General features: G+C 59.1%; 8 protein-coding genes. 7 read left to right on the top strand and 1 reads right to left on the bottom strand.

All coding sequences use genetic code 11. The features are described 5' to 3' along the window. The first annotated feature begins 101 nt into the window (after positions 1 to 101). Complete coding sequence (locus GIW28_RS14545) at positions 102 to 734, top strand: TRAP transporter small permease (protein ID WP_236447073.1); 633 nt, start codon at positions 102 to 104, stop codon at positions 732 to 734. After that, positions 734 to 2,014 (top strand): C4-dicarboxylate TRAP transporter large permease protein DctM, encoded by a 1,281-nt coding sequence (gene dctM, locus GIW28_RS14540; protein WP_017137472.1) that lies wholly within the window; start codon positions 734 to 736, stop codon positions 2,012 to 2,014. Before GIW28_RS14545 ends, dctM begins: the two co-directional genes overlap by 1 nt. Before the next feature lie 234 nt (positions 2,015 to 2,248). On the opposite strand, the gene ampC is transcribed toward dctM, so the two are convergent. Further along, positions 2,249 to 3,391, bottom strand: coding sequence for a class C beta-lactamase (gene ampC, locus GIW28_RS14535; RefSeq protein WP_177033240.1), 1,143 nt, complete (start codon positions 3,389 to 3,391; stop codon positions 2,249 to 2,251). A gap of 131 nt (positions 3,392 to 3,522) precedes the next feature. Here ampC and GIW28_RS14530 point away from each other — a divergent pair, with 131 nt between their 5' ends. From GIW28_RS14530 to GIW28_RS14510, 5 genes are all read left to right on the top strand, one after another. Beyond that, positions 3,523 to 4,401, top strand: coding sequence for a LysR family transcriptional regulator (locus tag GIW28_RS14530; protein ID WP_017137470.1), 879 nt, complete (start codon positions 3,523 to 3,525; stop codon positions 4,399 to 4,401). 74 nt (positions 4,402 to 4,475) lie between these two features. Continuing rightward, on the top strand, positions 4,476 to 5,660 hold the full coding sequence (locus GIW28_RS14525; RefSeq protein ID WP_026013734.1) for a DUF2252 domain-containing protein: 1,185 nt from the start codon (positions 4,476 to 4,478) through the stop codon (positions 5,658 to 5,660). Positions 5,661 to 5,941: 281 nt separating this feature from the next. Further along, positions 5,942 to 7,654, top strand: a complete 1,713-nt coding sequence (locus GIW28_RS14520) for a ShlB/FhaC/HecB family hemolysin secretion/activation protein (RefSeq protein ID WP_236447840.1) — start codon at positions 5,942 to 5,944, stop codon at positions 7,652 to 7,654. A 30-nt stretch (positions 7,655 to 7,684) separates the two neighbouring features. After that, positions 7,685 to 18,214: a two-partner secretion domain-containing protein gene (locus tag GIW28_RS14515; RefSeq protein ID WP_236490399.1), complete on the top strand. Its 10,530-nt coding sequence runs from the start codon at positions 7,685 to 7,687 to the stop codon at positions 18,212 to 18,214. After that, a complete protein-coding gene (locus GIW28_RS14510; protein ID WP_236448107.1) occupies positions 18,214 to 18,603 on the top strand; it encodes a hypothetical protein in 390 nt (129 codons plus the stop codon). The genes GIW28_RS14515 and GIW28_RS14510 overlap by 1 nt, the downstream gene beginning before the upstream one ends. Positions 18,604 to 18,703 lie beyond the last annotated feature (100 nt).

The raw sequence follows: 18,703 nt of genomic DNA, 5'->3' as shown, positions 1-18,703 counted from the left end.
GTTGATCCCATCGCGGGCAAGCCCGGCTCCCACAGAGGTCCGCTTCCACAGTTTGTTCCGCTTTCCACCCCGACATCATTCCCGCTTCGCGAGGTTTTGCCATGCAAACGCTAAGGCGCGTCTGGGAGCACCTGGAGGAAGGGTTTATCGCCTTCCTGCTGGCCGCCATGACCCTGGTGACATTCGTCTACGTCATGCTCAACAACATCTACACCCTGTTTTTTGCTCTGTCTGACAAGTGGACATGGAGCAGCAGCTTTTTCGGTGCCCTGGGCGACCACACCATGACCTGGGCCCAGGAAATGACCTGGAGCGTGGCGCTGACCAAGGCCATGTTCGGCTGGCTGATTTTCTTCGGCATCTCCTACGGCGTGCGCACCGCGGGCCACCTTGGCGTAGATGCGCTGGTCAAGCTGACCAAACGCCCGGTGCAACGCCTGCTCGGCATGCTCGCGTGCCTGTGTTGCCTGGCCTACGCCGGGCTGTTCATGGTCGCCAGCTACAAGTGGGTGAGTGCGGTGATGACCGCGCAGATCGGCGCCGAAGACCTCGACCAATACGGCGTGGACGTGGGCGATATCGTGATCATCGTGCCCATCGGTTTTGCCCTGGTGTTTATCCGCTACCTGGAAATTTTCTACCGCATCTTTACCCACCGTCAGGTCGGGTTGGGGCTGGCCGACGAGGCCGGGGAGGCCAGTAAGCTGGCTGGCAGCCATGAGGAGCGTCACTGATGGCCGTGCTCTGTCTGTTTTTGCTGTTGTTCGTGTTCATGTTCCTCGGCGTGCCGATCGCGATTTCCCTGGGGCTGTCCGGCGCGGTGTCGATCCTGATGTTCAGCCAGGACTCGGTGAGTTCGCTGGCGATCAAGCTGTTTGAAACCTCCGACGCCTACACCTTCCTGGCGATTCCATTCTTCCTGCTGTCCGGTGCGTTCATGACCACTGGCGGTGTGGCGCAACGGCTGATCGACTTCGCCAACGCCTGTGTCGGGCATATCCGAGGCGGCCTGGCGATTGCGGCGGTGCTGGCGTGCATGCTGTTTGCGGCGCTGTCCGGGTCATCGCCGGCGACGGTGGCGGCAGTGGGCTCGATTGCCGTGGCGGGGATGGTGCGCTCGGGTTACCCGAAGGAGTTCGGCGCCGGGATCATCTGCAACGCCGGCACCCTGGGCATCCTGATCCCGCCGTCGATTGTGATGGTGGTGTACTCGGCAGCCACCGAAACCTCGGTGGGCAAGCTGTTCATGGCCGGTGTGATTCCAGGATTGCTGCTGGGCCTGATGCTGATGGTCGCGATCTACATCGTCGCGCGCATCAAGAAGCTGCCGGCGCAGCCCCGTGCGACCTTCCGCGAGTGGCTGACCTGCGCACGTCGCGCGTTCTGGGGCTTGCTGTTGCTGGTGATCATCCTCGGCGGCATCTACAGCGGCATGTTCACGCCGACGGAAGCGGCGGCCGTGGCGGCGGTGTATTCGGCGTTTGTCGCGCTGTTTGTGTACAAGGACATGAAGCTGCGCGATTGCCCCAAGGTGCTGCTGGAATCCGGGCGCCTGGCGATCATGCTGATGTTTATCATCGCCAACGCCATGCTCTTCGCCCATGTACTGACCACCGAACAGATCCCGCAGGAAATCACCGCCTGGGTGATCTCCGAAGGCCTCACGCCGATTGGCTTTTTGATCATGGTCAACGTGGTGTTGCTGGTGGCCGGCAGCTTTATGGAGCCGTCCGCGATTGTGCTGATCCTGGCGCCGATCTTCTTCCCGATTGCCATGAAGCTGGGGATTGACCCGATTCACCTGGGGATTGTGATGGTGGTCAACATGGAAATCGGCCTGGTGCACCCGCCAGTAGGGTTGAACCTGTTTGTGACCTCGGCGGTGACCGGGTTGACCCTCGGGCAGACGATTCGCGCAGCGTTACCGTGGCTGATGATCTTGTTGGTATTTTTGATCATGGTCACGTACTTGCCGTTTATCTCGCTGGCGCTGCCGCACTGGCTGGGCATGTAACACGGTCTGAAAATGTGGGAGCTGGCTTGCCTGCGATAGCCATACGTTCGAAGGCACCCCGTTCCCCTGTGGCAAGCCTGCTCGCCACAACAAGCGGCGTACCGCAGACTTTGTTTTAGCCGGCAGTTGCGTAGAAACCCATGCTGCGATAGCGGTGGTTCAGTCAGCCTATCCAGTGGCTGGTATACCGCCATCGCAGGCAAGCCAGCTCCCACCTTTGATTCTTGTCAGGCCTTAGTTGTCCATCGCATTCAAGATCGCATAAGCCAATTTAACCCGCTCGGCATTCGGGTAATTGCGGTTAGCCAGAATCACCACACCCATGTCCTTGCTCGGTACGTAAGCCACATACGCGCCAAAACCGCCGGTGGAGCCGGTTTTGTTGTACAGCACGTTGGCCGGTTGTGCCTGCGCCGGCGTCAGCCAATTGACCTTGTGCGGCTGCATCGCCATTTCGGTCGAGTTGCCCTCCAGCAAGGCCTGCAGCTTGATCGGGTAGGGGTAGCGTTCCCAGCCCAGGCCCTGGGTCATGCCATTGACGGTGTAGTAACCCGCGTGAGTGGTGGAGATCGCTTGTTGCAGCGGTTTTTCCAGGGTCTCGGGGTGCAGGTTGGCAATCACATAGCGCGCGAGGTCCTGGGTGCTGGTCTTGATACCGTAGGCTTCGCTGTCCAGGGCGCCGGGGCTGACGCGAATGGGTTTCAGATTTTTGTCATAGCCTTGCGCATATTGAGCGGTTTTGCTCGCAGGCACGCTGACGTGGGTGTTGGTCAGGCCCAGCTTGGGCAGCAAGGTTTTCTCCATGGCAACGTTAAACGGCTGCCCCAGGCTTTGCGCCGCGAGGTAGCCGAACAAGCCGATGCTGGGGTTGGAATACAAACGCTGTTCGCCCGGCGCATACGCGGGTTTCCAGTGCTGGAAATAACCGAGCATGGCACCGGCATTGTCGGCCGCGTCGGGAAACTGCAACGGCAGGCCACCCGGTGTGTAGGTCGCCAGTTGCAGCAGGCTGATGTGATCGAATACGCCACCGGCCAGGGCTGGCAGGTGCTGGCTGGCGGTATCCGAGAGCTGGAGCTTACCGGTAGCCTGGGCGTAGCCGCCGAGGGTGGCGGTAAAGGTTTTGCTGATCGATCCGATTTCAAACAGGGTGTCTTGGTTAACGGCCTGTTTGGTTTCCCTTGATGCAACACCGTAGTTAAAGTATTGAACCTTGCCTTGGTTAACCACCGCGACCGACAGGCCGGGAATCCCTTGTTGCTGCATCAGCGGCGCAACGCTGGCATCGACTACCGTGCGCAGGTCGGTGGCGGCCATGCAGCTACCGGAGCCTATTAACAGGGCGCTGAACAGAATTTTTTGTAAGGTGTGATTCATGCGGGTTCGCTTCCATGTAAAAGATGTGCTGACGATCAAGGCCTGCGCAGGCGGGGCAAATCTAGGTGGATTTTGTTCGGCGGGCAAACGATGATATCTCGCATCAGCCATTAGTTAATTTAGGGTCATGCATGCTGCGCTCCCATTTACCGCTCAATGCGTTGCGCGCATTCGAAGCTTCCGCCCGGCATTTGAGCTTCACCCGAGCGGCCATCGAACTGTGCGTGACCCAGGCGGCAGTCAGTCATCAGGTCAAAAGCCTGGAGGCGCAGTTGAACGTCACCTTGTTCAAGCGCCTGCCACGCGGCCTGATGCTGACCCGCGAAGGCGAAACACTGCTGCCGGTCGTGCGCGACTCTTTCGACCGGATTGCCCTTACCTTAGGCCAGTTCGAAGGTGGCCATTACCGTGAAGTGCTCACCGTCGGGGCGGTGGGCACCTTCGCCGTCGGCTGGTTGCTGCCGCGTTTGCCGGACTTTCAAAGCCGCTACCCGTTTATCGACCTGCGCCTGTCGACCCACAACAACCGTGTTGACGTTGCTGCCGAGGGCCTCGACTACGCGATCCGCTTCGGCGCTGGCGCCTGGCATGGCACCGACGCCTGCCAGTTGCTTGAAGCGCCGTTGACCGTGCTGTGCGTGCCGCAGATTGCCGAGCAATTGCATACGCCGGACGACGTGCTCAAGCACACCTTATTGCGCTCTTACCGCGCCGATGAATGGAACCTGTGGTTCCAGGCCGCCGGGCTGCCGGCCGACACGCCGGTGCCGCGCAGCATCGTGTTCGACTCGTCCCTGGCGATGATGGAGGCCGCGCAGCAGGGCATCGGCGTGGCCTTGGCACCGGCGATGATGTTCTCACGGCAACTGGAGAGTGATGTGATTCGCCAGCCGTTCAGCGTGGGCATCAGCACCGGCAGTTATTGGCTGACGCGCTTGCAGTCGCGGGCCGAAACCTCGGCCATGGCCGCGTTCAAAGGCTGGTTGAAAGCGCACAGCGCCCAGGCTTGAAGTTTTTATTCTTGAAACAAAATGAAACATTCGTGACGGGCCAGCCTCTACCGTACCCCGTACCGAGTGCTTCCATGAAAATTCCGCGCCCCTCTGCCCGCATGCCCCACCTCATCCAACTGCGCAACCTGAAGATGGCGCGCTCGGCCCATGCTTATGTGCGCGGCAGCACGGTGCAGTTTTACGAGTGGCTGCACAGCCAGCCCGGCCGCCGCTTGCCCCATGGCCCGGCGATCTGGATCTGCGGCGATTGCCACGCGGGCAACCTCGGCCCCACGGGTGATACCAAGGGCCGTATCGACATGCATATCCGCGACCTCGACCAAACCGTGATCGGCAACCCGGCCCATGACCTGGTGCGCCTGGCGCTGTCGTTGGCCACCGCCGCACGCGGCTCGGACCTGCCGGGCGTGACCACCGCACGCATGCTGGAAGAAATGATGGTGGGCTACGAACAAGCCTTCAAAGACAAGCCCGATGAAGCGCCGCCGCGTCCTTCCCAGGTCAAGGCTGGCATGCGCAGCGCGGTGGAACGCACCTGGAAAAACCTGGCGCGTGAACGCATTGAAAATGCCCGGCCTACGATTCCGTTGGGCAAGCACTTCTGGTCATTGTCACGGGCGGAAAAGAGCGCGCTGCAAAGTGTTTGCGCCTCGGATGAAATCCACCAGTTGGTGACCTCGCTCAAAGGCCGGCCCAAAGACGCCAAGGTCCAATTGCTTGATTCGGCCTATTGGGTCAAAGGCTGCAGCTCCCTCGGCTTGCTGCGTTATGCAGCCTTGTTGGGCGTGGGCGACAAGGACGACCAGGAATATTGCCTGATCGACATCAAGGAAGCCGTCGGCGCCGCCGCGCCCCGGGCGGCACGCGCGAAGATGCCACGCGACAATGGCCGGCGTGTGGTGGAAGGCGCCCGCCAGCTGTCACCGGGCCTGGGCGAGCGCATGCTGGCCACACGTTTTCTCGATCACGGTTTCTTCATCCGGGAACTGCTGCCTCAAGACATGAAACTGGAACTCGATGAGCTGAGCGAGATCGACGCCATGCACGCCGCCGGTTACCTGGCCCGCGTGGTCGGCATCGCCCATGCCCGCCAGATGGACCGCGATACGCGCAAGGAGTGGATGGCGGTGTTGCAGGAAAACCGCTCCAAACAGCTGGATGCGCCGTCGTGGTTATGGACCAGCGTGGTGCAGTTGGTGGGCAGCCATGAGCAGGGGTATCTCAACCATTGTCGGCGGTATGCGTTGGAGCACTAGAAGCGGCGCATGAGCGGTGTGGCTAATTTATGGCGTTAAGAAAATTTCGCTATTATTTAGGAAATTTCCTATTTCATTAGTCGTTATTTTGAGAGTGTCAAGCCAGGGTCTATTGCCGTTTGTCGGAAATATTAAATATCAAAAAATGCAAAAATATATTTTGTTCTTATATATATCAATAAGTTATATCTCTAATTCTGATTATTTTATAAATTGCCAGAATGTTGGCATATTCAAAGTTCGATGATAGCGTTCCGCCTTCAATTATCGACGGATCGAATATGCATTTGTCCACGCCATGGATTCGGCCATTACTGTGCCTGACAGTGTTGTGCCTCAGCGCTCACAACAGCGCCTTCGCCGCGACCAATCCAGGTGACCAGGACCTGATTCGCGACCGGCAAAACCGCCTGCTGGAAGAGCAACAGCGGCGCCTTGAAGAACTCAAGGACCTGCCCGGCAAAGAGCTGAAACCGGCGGCGCCCGCCACCCCCGTCGATACCCGTTGCTTCCCCATCCAGCACATTGAACTCAAGGGCGCCGACAACCTGTCTGTCGATGAGCGCGAGCGCCTGGTCAAGCCTTATCTCAATCAGTGCCTGGGGGTTTCCCAGCTGAATGAATTGCTCAAGCGCGTGACCGACTCTTACATCGACAAAGGTCTGGTCACCAGCCGCGCCTACTTGCCGCAACAAGACCTGTCCAGCGGTCGTCTGCAAGTATTAGTGGTGGAAGGCAAGCTGGAGGGGATTAAAGGCGCCGACAACAGCACCCTGTCCGAGCGCGAGTTGGCCATGGCGTTTCCCGGCCACACCGGCGACTTGCTCAACCTGCGAGAAGTCGAGCAGGCCATCGATCAGCTCAATCGGTTGCCGTCCAACCAGGCGCAAATGGAACTGGCGCCCGGCAGCGCAGTGGGCGGCAGCACGGTGCTGGTCAAAAACAACCCGCAAAAACCCTGGCGTGCCAGCCTGTCGCGCAATAACGATGGGCAGCGCAGCACCGGCGAGCAGCAGTGGGGCACCGGCTTTGAATGGGACAGCCCACTCGGCCTGGCTGATCAACTGGTGCTGCGCGGCGGCCACGACGCGATCAGCGACCACCAGAAAACCTCAAAAAACGCCATGCTCTACTACAACGTGCCGTGGGGTTGGTGGAACTTCAGCTACAGCTACAACCAGAGCGATTACCGCTCGGTGGCCCAGGGCGACGGCTTTGACTTCAAGCAAACCGGCGACAGCCAGAACCACCAATTGCGCGCCGAACGGGTGATCCATCGCGACGCCCTGAGCAAAACCTCGGTCAACGTGGGCCTGGCCCATCTGCGCACCAATAACTACATCAACGACAGCCACCTCAAAGAGAGCAGCAACCGCCTCAGTGAGTTGCAGGTGGGCATCAACCACGGGCGCCGCATTGGCAGCGCCTTCGTCAACCTCGATGTCGGCATGCAAAACGGCACCGGCGCGTTCGACGCCCAGGGCAATCACAACCCCGGCCCAGGCGTGCCGGATGCGCGCTACCGCAAATACACCGCCACCGTCAGCTACCTGCAACCGTTCAAGCTGTGGGGCGAGTCCTTCAGTTTCACCAGCCTGGCCACCGGGCAGCGCAGTGAAGATGTGTTGTTCAGCCCGCAGCGCATGAGCCTCGGCGGCTCCTCGTCGATTCGTGGCTACAAGGACCAGCAACTGAGTGGCGACAGTGGCAGTTATTGGCGCAACGACCTGCGCTGGAGTCGCCCGGTGACGCTGGAGTGGCTGCGCCCGGTGTTCGGTGAGTACGGCGCCAGTGTTGGTTATGACCAAGGCGTGATTCGCAATGCGCGCTACAACGGCGAGTTACACGGCCGGGTCTCGAGCAACTCGCTGGAGCTGTTTGCCCGTGGCCAATACGTCAGCACCAGTGTGACCTTTGCCCACTCGCTGGAACGACCGGCCACGCTGCTTGAACGCGAAGCGCCGATCTACTTCCGCATGGATTTTTTCCTGTAATTCAACGCCCCGTTGCATCGAGAATTTGAAATGGATGTTCGCCAGTTTGCCTTCCTTGTTCGCCAGCCTTCGGCTGCCCTGAAAAGCCGTGACGCGTTCCTGGGCCTGCCCAAACGTGGCTTGGCCCTGATCCTGGCCAATGCGCTGTTCTGGCAGCCATTGCTGGCCCAGGCCGAAGGCATTGTGGTCAGCGCACCGGGCACCAGCGTCGGCCAGGCCGGCAATGGCGTGCCGATCGTTAACATCGCGGCGCCCAATGGCAGTGGCTTGTCCCACAACCAGTTCAAGGACTACAACGTCGGCGCCAACGGGCTGATCCTCAACAACGCCACCTCCACCACGCAGTCGACCCAGTTGGGCGGGATCATCCTCGGTAACTCCAACCTGCAGGGCCGCGCTGCCAACATCATCCTCAACGAAGTCAACGGCGGCAGCCCCAGCCAGTTGCGTGGCTACACCGAAGTGGCGGGGCAGTCGGCCAAGGTCATCGTCGCCAACCCCTACGGCATCAGTTGCAACGGTTGCGGCTTCATCAACACCCCCAACGTCACCCTGACCACCGGCAAACCCATCCTCGATAACGGCCGCCTGGACCGTTACCAGGTCGATGGCGGCGCCGTGACCATCGACGGCCAGGGCCTGAACGCCAGCAACGTCGACCGCTTCGAAATCATCACCCGCTCGGCGAAGATCAACGCGCAGATCAATGCGCGCAACTTGACCGTGATTGCTGGTCGTAACGACGTCAACGCCCAGACCCTGAATGCCACCGCGCGTGCCGATGACGGCAGCGCCAAGCCGGAACTGGCGATTGACTCGTCGGCGTTAGGCGGGATGTACGCCGGTGCGATCAAGCTGGTGGGCACCGAAGCCGGTGTGGGCGTGAAGCTGGACGGGACGTTGGCGGCCAGTGGTGGGGATATTCAGCTCGATGCCAATGGGCGGTTGAGCATGGCCAATGCCAAGGCCAGCGAAGCGGTGGTGGTCAAGGCGGGTCAGCTTGACGCCACGGGCGCGATCTACGCCGGTACCCGCATCGATGTGCAAGCCACCTCGGGGTTGAGCAACCAGAAAAGCCTCGCCGCACGGGACAGTATCACCCTGGCCAGCAGCGGGCAGGTGATCAACAACGGCATCATCGAAGCCGGCGTCAATGCCGATGAAAGCCGCAATGCCAGCGGCGATGTCAGCCTGTCGGCGGCGAGCCTCAAAAATACTCAAAGCGTGGTTGCCAGCCGCACCCTGACGGTGACCGCCGCACAAACCCTGGATAACCAGGGCGGTACGTTGAGCGGTGCAAAAGCCGTGGTTAACGCAGGCCAAGTCGATAACCGTGGCGGCCGCGTCCTCGGCACGGACTCGCTCAAGGTCAGTGCCACTGGCCTGGATAACCGCACGAATGGCTTGCTGCACAGTGATAACAACGCTGATGTCACGGTGACGGCTGCGCTGGATAACCAGAACGGTCGAGTGATCGGTCTCAAGGACCTGACGCTCAATGCCGGCCAACTGACCAACGACAACGGTTTAGTGGCCAGCCAGGAGCAGGCCCGCGTAACAGCCGGGCAGTTGAGTAACCGAGCGGGCGAAATCTCCGCCAGCCAAACTACCGTTACCGCCACGACTCTGGATAACCGTTCCGGCAAAGTGCTGGGCAGCAACCTCAACGTGACCGCCAGCGGCGCGATTGATAACCGGCTGGGAATTTTCTCCGCCACCAGCCTGCTGACGCTACATGCCGCAAGCCTGGATAACAGCGATAAAGGCTCCGTCGCCAGCCAGGGCAATTTGACTGCAACCATCGCCGGGCTGTTCGACAATCACAATGAAGGCAACCTGATCAGCCAGGGCGCCCAGCAGGTCTCCGTCGGACAACTGAACAACGCCCAGGCGGGGCTGGTGTCGAGTAAAACGACCCTGGCGCTACACGGCGATAGCCTGTCCAATCAGGGCGGTCTGGTGATCGCTGACGGGGCATTGACCCTGACCGGTGGCAGCCTCGACAACAGCCAAAAAGGCGTCATCAGCAGCAAGGCCGATACCCGCGTCGAACTGGCCAGCCTGAACAACAGCAACGCTGGCAGGCTAAGCAGCGATGGCCGGCTGACGCTCAATGCCAACCAACTCGAAAACGGCGCAGGCCGCATCAGCGCCAAGGGCGACCTGCAGGCGACTGTCGGCGTACTCAACCAACAAGCGGGTGAGCTCGTCAGCGAAGGCGCACTGAGCCTCACCGGCACCTCGGTGGACAACCGCAACGGCGGTTTCATCGCCGCCACCAACGGCGTTGACCTGCGCAGCCAGACGGTCTTCAACCAGCAAGGCGAAATATCCAGCCAGGCCAAAGTGCTGCTGGTGGCCGATCAACTGAACAACAACGCCGGTAAGGTGATTGGTGACAGTGGCTTGACCCTGACGGTGCAACGCCTGCTCAACCAGAGCAAAGGCCTGCTGGCGGGGCGCGAGAGCCTCGTGTTGAACGGCGGTCAACTGGATAACAGCCAGGGTGGCCGCGTCACCAGCCAAAAAGACCTGAACATCAACCTGACCGGTGACCTGCTCAACCAGGGCCAGGGCACATTGCTCAGTGAAGGCGCGTTAACGGTCAAGGCTGGCACGTTGGACAACAGCCAGGGCGGCATTCTGTCTGCCGCCAACGCGCTGTCGATCACCACTCAAGGCCAACTGAACAATCAGGCGGGCAAACTGCTGGCCGATGGCACGGCCACGCTGGTGAGCGCTGCGCTGAACAACAGCCAGGGCGGCGTGATCAGCGCCAAGCAACAGGTTGACGTGCGCACTGCCGGTCTGGACAACAGCCGGCAAGGCAGCATCAGCAGTGACGCCGGAATCACCCTCAATGCCGGGCAACTGGACAACAGCCAACAAGGTTCGATCTTTGCCAAGTCCACCGTCAAGGCAACCCTGACGGGGCTGAACCAACATGATCGTGGCGAGCTGGTCAGCAATACCAGCATCGACCTGGACTTGAACCATGGGCAATTGATCAACCGCGACCACGGCCTGATTGCGACCCCAGGCCAATTGCTGTTGAACAACCTGGGCAGCGTCGACAACAGCCAGGGCGGCGAGATTTCCAGCACGCAATCGTTCCTGTTGGTGACCGATGCGCTGAACAACCGGGGCGGCAAAGTCATCAGTGGCGACAGCCTGCAGGTACGCGTTGCCAAGGCGCTGGATAACAGCGTCGAAGGTGTGTTGTCAGCGAAGAACCTCTTGCAGGTGGATGCCAATAGCCTGGACAACCAGGCCGGTGGTGCACTCGCCAGCCGTGGTGCCCTTGACCTGAAGGTCACCGGCGTTGTGGACAACCATAACCAGGGGCTGATTTCCGCTGCCACTGCCCTTACTGCAACCTCGGGCGCATTGAACAACAGCGACAAGGGCCGCCTCTCGGCCGGCACACTTCAGACCCTGAACACCGGCGCGCTGGATAACCACCAGGGCGGGCAACTGGTCAGCGATGGCAGCCTGACGGTGAACGCTGCCGATGTGGATAACCGCAGCGGCGTGATCGGTAGCCAGCAAGCCTTGAACCTGACCGTCGCCAACCTCGACAACCGTGCGGGCCTGATCAACAGTCAAAGCGATCTCACCTTGGTGGGGCAGCGTGTGGACTCAAGCCTGGACGGGGAAATTTCGTCCAAGGGCGACTTGAAACTCACCGTCCAGAAACTGATCCAGCGCCAGGGCCGTTTGATCGGTGAGCGCGCCGTGACCCTCGACCTGCAAGGTGGTGACCTCGACAACAGCGCAGGCTTGATCAGTGCCAAAGGCCCGCTGACCTTCGCACGGCTGGCCAACCTGACCAACCGTGAACAAGGCGAAATCTCCAGCCAGACGGCATTCACAGTGGCCGCCAAGCGTATCGACAACGGTGATCGCGGGGTCATCCTCAGTGCCGATCAATTGCGACTTGAAGCGGATGCAGTGGTTAACGCCAGCAAGGGTTTGATCTCTGGCTGGAATGGTCTGACCGTTGTCGGTGGTAGCCTGGACAACAGCGCCGAAGGCACCTTGTCGAGCAAGAGCGGTACCTTGCAAACCACGCTTACCGGCGCGTTGGATAACCGCTCGGCGGGTGCCCTGGTCAGTCAGGGCAAACAAATCATCAGCGCAGCCAGCCTGAACAATGATCAAGGGATCATCTCAGGCCAGGCAGATGTTGGCCTCACCGTTGCTGGTCGCCTGGACAACAGCAACAACGGGTTGATTTCCGCCGGTCAACACTTGGGCTTCAACAACGCCCAGAGCGAAATCCTCAACCGTGGTGGCCAGATCAGCGCCGCCAACATCACCTTGATCGGCCAAAGCCTGGACAACAGCACCGGTCAATTGATCAGCCAGGGCACCCTGGAAGGCACCCTCAGTGGTGTGCTGATCAACGCCAATAACGCTCGTCTGGCCAGTGGCGCGGCGCTGCTGTTGAATGCCGCCAGCCTGGATAACCGTGGCGGCCAATTGGTCAGCCAGGACCGGCTTGACCTGAACCTCGCCAACGGCGACCTGAATAACAGCGCCAAAGGCACGCTCGCCAGCCAGAAGGACTTGGTGATCAAACTGTTGGCCGGTGACATCAACAACCAGCAAGACGGCCTGATCTTCAGCCAGAAGGGCAAGCTTGATCTTGCCGCTCGAACCCTCAATAACCAGAAGGGCACGCTGCAAAGCCAGACCGACAACCTGCTGCGTCTCAGTGGCGCCCTGAACAACCAGGGCGGCCGGGTCGACAGCTTCAGTGGCAACCTGGACCTGGAAACGGCCAGTGTGACCAACACCGCTGGCGGTGTACTCAACAGCGGCAAGGGCTGGATCAAACTGGTCACTGGCTTGTTCGACAACGGCAGCGGTATCACCCAGGCGCAATCGCTGGACATCGACGCCAAGGGCGCGTTGCTCAACCAACTGGGGCACCTGTCGGCACTGGGCGGTGAAAACCGCATCGTCACCAGCACCCTGAACAACCAGGGCGGCGGTGTGTACGCCGATACTTTGCTTAAGATCACGGCCCAGGATTTCGATAACCAGGGCACGGCTGCCGACAATGGCGGCAAGGTCGGCGCACGCAGCATCGACTTCGGCCTGACGGGCACCCTGAGCAACCGCTTCGGCGTGATCGAAAGCGACGACGCCCTGCGCCTTGCTGCGCAAACCCTCAACAACGTCGGCGGTAACCTGCGGGCTATGGGCCGTACGGGGACGACCGACATCGATGTCTCGGGCCTGTTCGATAACCGCTTCGGTGTACTGGAAAGTGCCAACGAACACCTGAACCTGCAAGCCGGAGGTCTGGACAACAACGGCGGGCGCATCGTGCACACCGGCACCGGTACGTTCGACCTGACCTCCGACCAGGTTACCCGGGCCGGCGGCAGCTTCGTCACCAACGGCCAACTGGACATCAAGGCGGCAAGCTGGACCAACAGCAGTGTGATCCAGGCCGGACGACTGAACTTAGACATTGGCCAATTCATCCAGACCGCCAGCGGCCAATTGCTCGGCGCACAAAGCCTCACCGGCACCGGCGACACCTGGACCAACGAAGGCCTGCTGGCCAGTGACGGCACCCTCAAGCTGACCCTGACCGGCGGCTACAGCGGCAACGGCCGGGTCAGCAGCCTGGGCGACATGACCCTCGCCGCCGCCAACATGGACCTGGGTGAGAATGCTCGTATTGGTGGTGGTGCAATCACCCAGGTCACGAGCACCAACGTCCTGACCAATCGTGGTCGCGTGACCTCGGTAGGTGACCTGACGGTCAACGCCGCCACACTGAACAACTACGGCACCCTGGGCGGCTCGGAGAATGTCCACCTTAACGCCACGCATCTGCTCAACGAAAAAGGCCTGTTGTTCAGCGGCAAGGACATGACCTTGCGCGTCAGCGACTTCAGCAACCGCTTTGGTGATGTCTATAGCCTGGGTGGCCTCGACATCGCACGCGATGATGCCAATGGGCGCAGCGCGCTGATTGAAAACGTCTCCGGTACCGTGGAAAGCGACGGCAACATGCGCTTGCTGGCGGATACCCTGAGTAACCGGCGCGACCAGTTCACCACGGAGAAAAGCCTGGTCTCCGGGAGCATCGGTGTTTACGGCAACGATTACTGCAAAGGCAAAGGCTGCGAGCTGAAGTTCAGCGGCGTCGAAACCTATGAGGACGTCATCAAAGGCAGCTCCGCCTCCGCGTTCATCAATGCCGGTGGCGACCTCACGGTGGGCGCCCAGACGTTCGATAACCTCTACAGCTCGGTATCGGCCACTAAAAACATCCTGATCAACACCGACGTGCTGAACAACACCGGCGCTGCCGGTGGTGAGCAGCGTAATTTCGGTTACGCCTACTACACACGCAACCGGTCGGCTTACTCGTTGCTGATGAGCGAAGTCGAGCAGTTCAACCGAAGCAACGATCCCAACTCAAGTGACTATAAGCCGGGTCAGTACACGTTTGACCAGTTCATTGAGAAGACGAGGTTCTCGGATACCTTCTTCACATCACCTATCGACTACACCGTGCCCACCTCTGGCAGCGTGATCGCTCAAGCGGTTATCCAGGCCGCCGGATCGGTCACTGTTAACGCGGCCAAAGAAATCAACAACAGCGTCATCCGCCCGAACGCCACCAACATCGATACTCCGGCGGCCAACCGCAACACCAATTCGGATGTATTTGCCTCCACGGTCAAACCGGCGATCACCGCGCAGCTACCCCCAGACCTGGCCCAACGCCAAGTCAACCCGGTGACCTTGCCCGGTTTCAGTTTGCCGACCAGCCAGAACGGCCTGTTCCGCCTCAGCGGCCAGGCAGCGAAAGGCGGCGCAGCGGGTAAAGCGGATACCGCCACCGGTGACTTCAGCGTCAACGGGCGTGTAATCACCGCTGCCGATCGCGAAAAAAACCTTGACTACAGCGCCGTGCAAGAACGTGGATTCAGCCTCGACGGTCAGCCCGCCAGTGGCGCAGTCAACGGCCAGGGCCCACTAGCCCTGGACGGCCGCACACCGTCGATTACCCGCGTGCAAGTGATGCCGGACATCGCTCCGGTGGATAACAGCCACAAATACCTGATCGAAACCAACCCGGCACTCACCGATCTCAAGCAGTTCATGAGCTCCGACTACCTGCTCGGCAAACTGGGCTACAACCCCGATACCAGTTGGAAACGCCTGGGCGACGGCCTGTACGAGCAACGCCTGATCCGCGAAGCCGTGGTGGCCCGCACCGGCCAGCGCTACATAGACGGCATCGCCAGCGATGACGCGCTGTTCCGCTACCTGATGGACAACGCCATCTCCTACAAGGACTCGCTCAACCTGCAACTGGGCGTATCCCTCACCGCCGAACAGGTCGCGGCGCTGACCCACGACATCGTGTGGATGGAAGAGGCCGAGGTCAACGGCCAGAAAGTCCTGACCCCAGTGCTCTACCTGGCCCAGGCCAACAACCGCCTGGCCCCTAACGGCGCGCTGATCCAGGGCCAGGACGTCAGCCTGATCACCGGCGGCGACCTGCACAACAGCGGTACCTTGCGCGCCACCAACAACCTGAGCATGGTCGCGGGCAACATCGACAACAGCGGCCTGATGCAAGCCGGCAACCGCCTGGAAATGCTCGCCACCGACTCGATCCGCAATACCCGTGGCGGCATCGTCAAGGGCCGCGACATCAGCGCCACTGCTGTGACCGGCGATGTCATCAACGAGCGCACCGTCACCACCTTCAAGCAGGAAGACCAGGGCTATCAACTGCGTAACGACGTGGTCAGCGAAGCCTCACGCTTCGAGGCTACCGATACCCTCAAGCTGAATGCCGGGCGCGATGTGCTCAACGTCGGCAGCAACCTCAAGGCCGGTGGCAACGCCAGTGTGACCGCAGGGCGTGACGTGGTGATCGCCAGCCAGACCGAACAGGACGACTACGCCTACCAAAGCCGACGCATCAAAGGCACCGAGCAAACCACGCTGCAACACGCCTCTGGTGTGGACGTGGGCGGCAACCTTGCCATCGACGCCCGCCGCGACATCGCCGTGGTCGCAAGCACCGTCAGCGCCGCCAAAGACCTCAGCGTCAAAGCCGGCGAAAACCTGACCCTGGCCGCCGCCGCCAACGAACAACACGACTACTCCAAGGGCAAAAAAGGCGGCACCAAAACCACCACCCAACTCGACACCGTCACCCAACAAAGCGCCGAACTCAAAGCCGGCGGCGACCTCATCGCCATCGCCGGCACCGACCTGACCCTGGTCGCCAGCAAAATCAGCGCCGGCAACGAAGCCTACGTACACGCCGACAACGAACTGAGCCTGCTGGCCGCGCAAGACAGCAACTATTCGTTGTACGACATGAGCAAAAAGGGCGGTTGGGGCAGCAAGAAAACCCAGCGCGATGAAGTCACCCAGGTGACGAATGTGGGGAGTGAGATCAAGACCGGTGGCGACCTGACGTTGCAGAGCGGCGGGGACCAGAAGTATCAAGCGGCGAAGCTCGACAGTGGCGGGGATATTGCGATTGTCAGTGGTGGGGCGGTGACGTTTGAGGCGGTGAAGGATTTGCGGCAGGAGAGTCATGAGAAGAGCAAAAGTGACCTGGCGTGGAACAGTGCCAAGGGGAAGGGAGCTACGGATGAGACTCTGCGTCAGACACAGATGATGGCTCAGGGCGAGTTAGCTATTCGTGCTGCTGGCAAGATCAACATTGACATTAAACAAATTGATCAAAAGACAGTCAGCCAAACGATTGATGCGATGGTTCAAGCTGAACCTCAGTTGGCCTGGATCAAGCAAGCCGAAGCCAACGGGCAAGTAGATTGGCGAGTGGTGAAGGAGATTCATGACAGCTGGGATTATAAAAACTCCGGTTTGGGTGCCGCACCTGCGCTCATTATTTCAATAGTTGCCAGCTTTTATCTTGGGCCTCTAGCCGGAGCCATGGCGAGTAACTTCGCTGTAGGCACCATAAATGGTGGAGGTGATATCGGTGCTGGACTGAAAGCTGCGACCAGTAAAAATGCGATTAAGGGCTATGCAACCCAGATGGTCACAAGCGGCATTTTAGCCGGTATAGATACCGCTGTGGCCGGTTGGAACCCTGACGGGCCGTTGATTTTGAATGCCAATGGCGTAAATAACCCAGGCTATAGTTCAAGTATGCTGGACTGGAATACGGTCAGTGAGAACGTACTTCGAAGCAGTACACATGCTTTGGTTGCAGGCAGCGTTAACACTGCGATCAATGGCGGTAGTTTAAAAGATAACCTTGGCGCTGCTGCTATTTCGGAAGGTCTCGATCTCACTGCCGCTTTTGGAAATAAACAAGTCGGTGATTTGGCCCACTATTTGAATGTCAGTCCTGGCACAGCCTCAAAAATCTTCATGCATGCTGTTTTGGGAGGAGCACTTTCATCCGCTAAGGGCGGTGATTTTAAAACTGGAGCGCTGGCAGGAGCTGCTGCCGAAGGATTGACGTCAATTGCGGCAGAAAATCTTGGCAAATACCTAGATACTCAGCTTTCCACAAATGGTCAGTTCAAGGTCGCCACCGCTCAAGTTATTGGGGTCTTGGCGGGGGCTATGGCTAACGGCGATCCCGAGACGGCCAGTTGGGTGGCAGGTAATGCGCAGCGCTACAATGACTTTTTACATATGGGAGATTGGGCAGCCGCTGCCTCCAGTCTTGACGCTTCTTTGGTTGCACAAGGTGCGACACCGGAGCAGAGATCCGAGGCACTGAGAGGACTGGTCAGAGGCGATGGGTATGAGGGGCCTGGACATGATTATGTTGCTGGTTGGGTCGTGGTGCCTGGGGCTATAGGGCTAGGAGTCGCTTCGGCTGAACTGGTGATGGGATGTGCACTTGCACCCGTGATGTGCAATCAGGCTGCATTAGCCGTAGCAGAAGTAGCGGGCGGAGATGCTGCTCTCGGTGGTACGGCGCTGGGTGTGTTTGGTGGTGGGGCGTTGACGGTAGCTGGAGGTGCCGTTCAAGATGGCGGAGCTAAGGTAGTTCAGTTATTGCCTGAGCTTTCAAGTGGTGCAAAAGCAACTGCCAAGGTTGGAGATCAAGCAGCTTCTACGCTTTCGAAGAACTTTGGTGAGTCGGTTCTCGGTCATAACACCCAGATTGGCGTGCGAAATAGTAAGGCGGGGACGATTTCTGGTGCTCACAATAGCGATGCCTTCCTAGAGTCGGTTGAAATAACTGGTGCGAAAATTTCCAACAAAATCACGGACGTCCGCTATCCTGGCCTTGTTGAGTATAGCTACCAGTTGCCTAGAACCAACACTAAGGGCGAGTTGATGGGGGGCTATAAGCCTACATCCACGAAAACGACTTACGATCCGAATGTTTTGCCAGATAGTAGAGTGGCTGATATGTCTAACCGAGCGGCAGTCCAGGCCGAGTCTTTGTTCAAAGCCAATCCAGGGTTGAGAGAGGCTAGTATTAAAGTTGATGGCTATCACTTCCAAGTGACACGTAACAGTAAGACTGGAGAGATAACAAACTCCTTTATCACCATGCCTCCGAGGACAAAATGATGGATGGATTGGTTTGGCTTGAAAAACTCAAGGAGTCATTTGCTTCAACTGGTCTGGGCTATGAAGATCTTTACGAACTCATAGAGGCTGCTATAGCGAGAGGGAGGACTAACTTCCCGGCTTTTATCTATGATGCTTCGCGGGGGGTTGGCGTCTCTGTAAGTGAAGGTTTTTTTTACTCTCTCGATCAGGATTGGGACGATCCAGAGGATTTCAATGAGGTCAGCTTTTTTTTGGGCGAGGTGGAAACTTCAAGTCTTCCAGTGCCTGACTACGTTTTCCTGATGAAAATTGCAGCTCATGTATACTCTACTTTCTTTCCTGATGATGAGGGCGCGGTTCTTAGGTCTGCTGAAAGATTAGAAAAGCGTTACTCAAAAAGGTTTTAGTCTAGTTGAATCGTTCAGTAAAAGGAAAACAGGATAAGAAGAAGTCAGGGGGGAAATGGGGTCAGACCACTATTCCAGTATTGACTGACTACAAGGTGAG

Origin of the sequence: Pseudomonas sp. PA-5-4B (assembly GCF_021606215.1) — a bacterium.
GTDB lineage: Bacteria > Pseudomonadota > Gammaproteobacteria > Pseudomonadales > Pseudomonadaceae > Aquipseudomonas > Aquipseudomonas edaphica.
Note: the sequence above shows the minus strand (reverse complement) of the source record. Positions and strands in the feature narration are given on the sequence as shown.